We start from the raw sequence: 4,338 nt of genomic DNA, 5'->3' as shown, positions 1-4,338 counted from the left end.
GCCAGGGGCCCGTAGTGCATGGCGGCCAGGCGGCATCGGGACTGGATGCCGTGCCCGAACCTCTCCTCCCCACCACGCACACGCACGGCGTCGCAGTCGGAGTCCCCGATGAGGACGAACTCACGCTCGGCCGCGCACGGGCGTACCCGTGCGAGTAGCCGTCAGGCCCTGAGCGCGTCGGCCAACTCCCCCGCAGCGGGGTGTCCGTCCAGGTCCTCCACGAGGCGGAACAACCGGGAGCGCGTGTTCGCGCGCAGCGACCCGGGCGGGACGGTCTCCAGGACGGTCATGCCCACGGCGGTCGCGTCCTGGGGGTTCCGTCTGGCCGCGTGGGTGCGCGCGAGGATCGCCGTGGCCGCCGCCCACCCCGGCGAGCCCACCCGTTTCAACCGGATGGACGTCTCGGCCTGCCGTGCGGCCTCGCTGGGGTCGTGGCCGACGAGGGACTCGGCGAGGTGCTGGTGGAACTCGGCGCGGTCGAAGCCGAACCGGCCCGGCTCCTCACGGTCGGCGGCGTCCATGTGCCGTCGAGCCTCNCGCGGAGAGCGGCCAGCGGACGCAGTCGGCACCAGGCGGTGATCTGGGCGCGGCGGAGCTCGTCGTCGGCGAACTCCGCGGCCTGGTCCGCCAGCTCCAGGGCCTCGGTGTGGCGGTCCTGGGACATGGTCACCATCGACTGGGCGCCGAGCGCCCACCCGGCCAGTCGGCGTTCGCCCAGGTCCTCGCCCACCCTGGCCGCGGTCCCGAAGTGGATGAGCGAGGCGGGCACGTCACCCGTGTGGTGGGCGAGGCTGCCCAGCAGCCCGGACAGCCAGCCGACGACGCGGCGCGTGTCGGTGGAGGTGGCGCTGCCGTCGATGAGCAGGGAGCGGCACCGCGCGACCTCCGCGGCGAGCACCCGCGGCGGGTAGTCGCTGTAACGGGCGGCGTAGAACTCCACCGCCCGCTCGGCGAGGTCGACCGCCCCGGTTCCGGGGCCGTTCAGGGCGATGCTGTCGGCGACCGCGGTGAGGTCGGGGTGGGCGTCGGGCTGCATGGGGCCCTCCTGTCGCGGGTGCGGTGTGAGGTGACCGTACCAACCCGAGGGGCCGCCGGGCAGAGGGATGCCCAGGTGCGTCAGGGGAACACCGTAGATCCTGGCCAGGGCGTGCGCGTACTCCGCGCTGGGGCGCACGGTGCCGTGCTCCCACCGGCAGAGCATGGCGGCGGTCAGGCCGGGCACGGCCAACCCGTCGGAGCGGTACAACTCCCCGACGGCCTCGACGACGTGGGGACGCGACCACCCGTAGGCGAGACGCCACGCCTCCAGGGGCGAGATCGGCAGGTGCCGGGTGATCTCGGCGGCGATGGCCGCCACGGACGCGCCACGGCGTTGGAGGTCGGCGCGTATGCGGGAGGCGTCGCGGGCGAGTTGGGCGCGGGTCTGGCGGCTGATGGTGACCAATCCGGCTCCCGAGGGTCGGAACGAGGGTCAGGGACCGCACGGTAACCCGGAGTGAGGTGTCCGGGCCATTGCCGCGCGAGGCAATGTTCGCTCACCCATGGCGGCATTGATGCGCTCACGTGTGTGGGCGTCTCCTGGAGACAGCCCCCGGGACGCCACCCGGGGTTGGGAAGGAGAACGGCATGACGGCAACGACGGCCCCGACCATGACCCGTGACCCCCGACAGTTCGTCGAGCCCGAAGTGTGGGACCGGCAGATCGCCCTGCTCACCCGGGACTACCCCTGGGACAGCGTGATGGCGAACCGGTGCTTCGGACAGGCGGTCGCCTACCTGATCACCTCGATGGAGACGTGGGGCCAGAGCCTGGAGATCGGGTGCGGTCCGCTCGTGGACATCGCCGTGCACGGGTTCATCCTCGACACCGTGAACTACCGCGAGTTCTGCGCCCGCCACTTCGACGGCCGGTTCCTGGAGCACGTCCCAGAGATCGCGTTCAAGTACGACGGAACCGTGGAGCGCACCGCACGCGTCATCGAAGCCAACGGGTTCGCCGTGGACTGGCCGCTGTGGGACCGGGACGCCGCCAAGTGCAGCCCCTGCGCACCGGGGAGCGACTGCCACTGATGCCCTGAGCGGCCGGAACCGGACAGAGGCCGGAGCCTTGGAGGCTCCGGCCTCTTGTGCCGTTCCCCTGCCGCACCGGACGTGACATGACTACCGTGAGACGGGTCCTGACCTCCTGTCACAGAGGACCCTCACATGGCCACGACCACCACTGACCTCGTCGGATACTGGGACCGGTACGGGGCTGGGATGAAGCCCCAGACCCCAGAGGACGCGCTCAAGTCCGCGTTCGGGTGGACACAGTACGACGACCACGGTCCCGGCGAGGAACTGCTCGGCGATCCCGCCACGACGTTGGAGCTCGGGTTCGGCCGCGGCAACGCCGTCGCCTCTCTCGCCACCAAGGGCATCCAGGCCGCCGGAGTGGACCTGTCCCCGGTCCAGGTCGAGCAGGCTCGGAGCCAGTGGGGCCACCTGTCCGCGGCCGAGTTCCACCAGGGCGACGTCGTCGAGACGCTCACCCACACCGAACGCCGTTGGGAAGCCGTCTACTCGATCTGGGGAGGGCTCTGGTTCACCGACCCGGAGGCACTGCTCCCGCTGGTGCGCGAGCGACTGGAGAAAGGTGGGCGTTTGGTGTTCTCCCACGCCCCCGCAGTCCCCGGTTCCTACGGCGTGCAGGGCATGTACGGTCAGGGGTTCCTCGGGCGGCAGGTGTGGGTGTACCGGTGGGCCTACGAACCGCACGTGTGGGAGGACATCCTGGCCGGACACGGGTTCACGGACGTGCGGGTGTGGGTCGAGCCCGCTCCGGAGCCGGACCACGTGGGCACGCTGATCGGGACCGCGTCACGTTAGGTGACAGTGGTTCGATCCGTTCAGGATCGTTCGGGCGCTGGTCCGAGTCAGCGGTGGTCGGTAGAGTTGGGGCGTTCTGGTATACGAAGAGGCCCCGGTTTGGTCACCGGGGCCTCTCGTTGTGCTGAACGTCGGTCCTACACGTCGGCGTGCCTGGCGCTTGCCAGGAAGGCGTGCCACTCGTGCGCGTCGGCGAACGCGAGGTGCCCCAGTTCGCGGGACTTCGTATCCCTGACGGCAGCACCGCGCGACAGGTGGGCGACCTCGACGCAGTCGTTCTGTGTCGCACTGTAGGACGACTTACGGAAGGTCAGCTCGTTCTGGTCTGTCTGGTACACGTTGGTTTCCTACTACTCGTACTTCTTGAGCGTCTGGACCATAAGGTCCGCGCTCGCATCCGGGTGCAGTGCCATCACCCGGATCTCGTCCCAGGCGTCCCTGTGCACCTGTACTTCCTCACCTTCCTCCAGATAGAGGCCGTCCGTGCGGGTCTCGATGTAGGCGATGGACTGGTCGAGGGGGTTGGCGAAGTCCAGGATCGTGAACGATCCGGCGATCCCCGGATGCAACCCGATAGTCAACGGCAGTACCTGGATCTTGATGTGGTCGGCCGTCTCGATCAGCCTGATGAGCTTCTCGATCTGGTTCCGCATCACCTGCTTGTCGCCTGCGGGCCGCAGGAGCACGCTCTCATCCAGGACACACCACAGTTTGGGCGGATCGTCCTGGTCAAGGATCTCCTGCCTCTCCAGTCTGGCCTGAACGACTCGTTCGATGGTCTTCGGCGACCTGGACTTCCCGATCCTCGTCGACGCCGCAGCGCACTCCGGGGTCTGGAGAAGCCCGTGAACGACCATGGACTGATATGTACTGACGGCGGATGCTTCGGCCTCGAACCCCACGTAGGAATCGGTGAACACGTCGTTGTACCGACTCCACCAGCCCTTCTCCCTGGACTGCTTCGCCAGTAGGACCAGCCCCTCGGTCACCTCAGGAGTGGCGCTGTAGAGGCCCGCCAGTGCTCGGATGATCACCGGGTCGGGCCGCTTCCACTTGTTCTGCTCCATGTTGGTGAGTCGGCCGCCCGACCAACCCAGGCGGTCTCCCACCTGCTTGGCGGTGAGGCCGGACTCCTCCCGCAGCCTTCTCAATTCGGCAGAGAGACGACGCCGCCTCACCGTCGGGCTGTATCGGTCCGGCACAGCGCGCGCTCCCCTGCTCGTACTGGTATCTCGTCGTCCTGTGCTGATGGTAGATCACCCGTTTCGCGAAACTTTGGATCATCTGATTAGAGCAATCCTAATCTTTGTATTGAAAGTTTTGTGGATCGAGGTCATGATGGAGCCACCAGAACAAGAGCGGTCTGACCAACCGCAGTCACTGAGGAGAGTCGCGCATGCGATACCTGCGAACCTTGTGGCGAGCGCTGTTCGAGCCACCCCGTGGACGCCACGCCCACCGCTCGAAGAA

At 68.0% G+C, this 4,338-nt stretch carries 5 protein-coding genes; 2 read left to right on the top strand and 3 right to left on the bottom strand.

The annotated features are described in order from the left end of the window. Positions 1 to 161: 161 nt before the first annotated feature. Positions 162 to 380, bottom strand: coding sequence for a hypothetical protein (locus tag D471_RS37650; RefSeq protein ID WP_017599180.1), 219 nt, complete (start codon positions 378 to 380; stop codon positions 162 to 164). Positions 381 to 1,626: 1,246 nt separating this feature from the next. Between D471_RS37650 and D471_RS0113955 the strand changes: the two genes are divergently transcribed. Together D471_RS0113955 and D471_RS0113950 are read left to right on the top strand one after the other, a co-directional pair. Next, positions 1,627 to 2,070, top strand: a complete 444-nt coding sequence (locus D471_RS0113955; RefSeq protein ID WP_026127715.1) for a glycine-rich domain-containing protein — start codon at positions 1,627 to 1,629, stop codon at positions 2,068 to 2,070. Between the two features lie 135 nt (positions 2,071 to 2,205). Further along, positions 2,206 to 2,868: a class I SAM-dependent methyltransferase gene (locus tag D471_RS0113950; RefSeq protein WP_017599178.1), complete on the top strand. Its 663-nt coding sequence runs from the start codon at positions 2,206 to 2,208 to the stop codon at positions 2,866 to 2,868. A 137-nt stretch (positions 2,869 to 3,005) separates the two neighbouring features. Here the strand turns inward: D471_RS0113950 and D471_RS0113945 are convergent, their stop codons facing one another. Together D471_RS0113945 and D471_RS0113940 are read right to left on the bottom strand one after the other, a co-directional pair. Then, the gene (locus tag D471_RS0113945; protein ID WP_017599177.1) at positions 3,006 to 3,206 is read right to left on the bottom strand and encodes a DUF397 domain-containing protein; all 201 of its coding nucleotides are present in this window, start codon (positions 3,204 to 3,206) and stop codon (positions 3,006 to 3,008) included. A gap of 12 nt (positions 3,207 to 3,218) precedes the next feature. Next, positions 3,219 to 4,046 carry a helix-turn-helix domain-containing protein gene (locus D471_RS0113940; RefSeq protein WP_275041343.1) on the bottom strand — a complete coding sequence of 276 codons (828 nt, stop codon included), beginning with the start codon at positions 4,044 to 4,046 and terminating at the stop codon, positions 3,219 to 3,221. Between the last annotated feature and the right edge of the window lie 292 nt (positions 4,047 to 4,338).

The sequence above is a fragment of the Nocardiopsis lucentensis DSM 44048 genome (assembly GCF_000341125.1).
In the GTDB taxonomy this organism is placed as follows: Bacteria; Actinomycetota; Actinomycetes; order Streptosporangiales; family Streptosporangiaceae; genus Nocardiopsis; species Nocardiopsis lucentensis.
The sequence above is the reverse complement of the archived record's forward strand: the minus strand, read 5'-3'. Positions and strand labels throughout refer to the sequence as shown.

Coding starts and splice junctions, on each gene's coding strand:
- D471_RS0113955 (WP_026127715.1), top strand. CDS start 1,627: ATGACGGCAACGACGGCCCCGACCATGACCCGTGACCCCCGACAGTTC.
- D471_RS0113950 (WP_017599178.1), top strand. CDS start 2,206: ATGGCCACGACCACCACTGACCTCGTCGGATACTGGGACCGGTACGGG.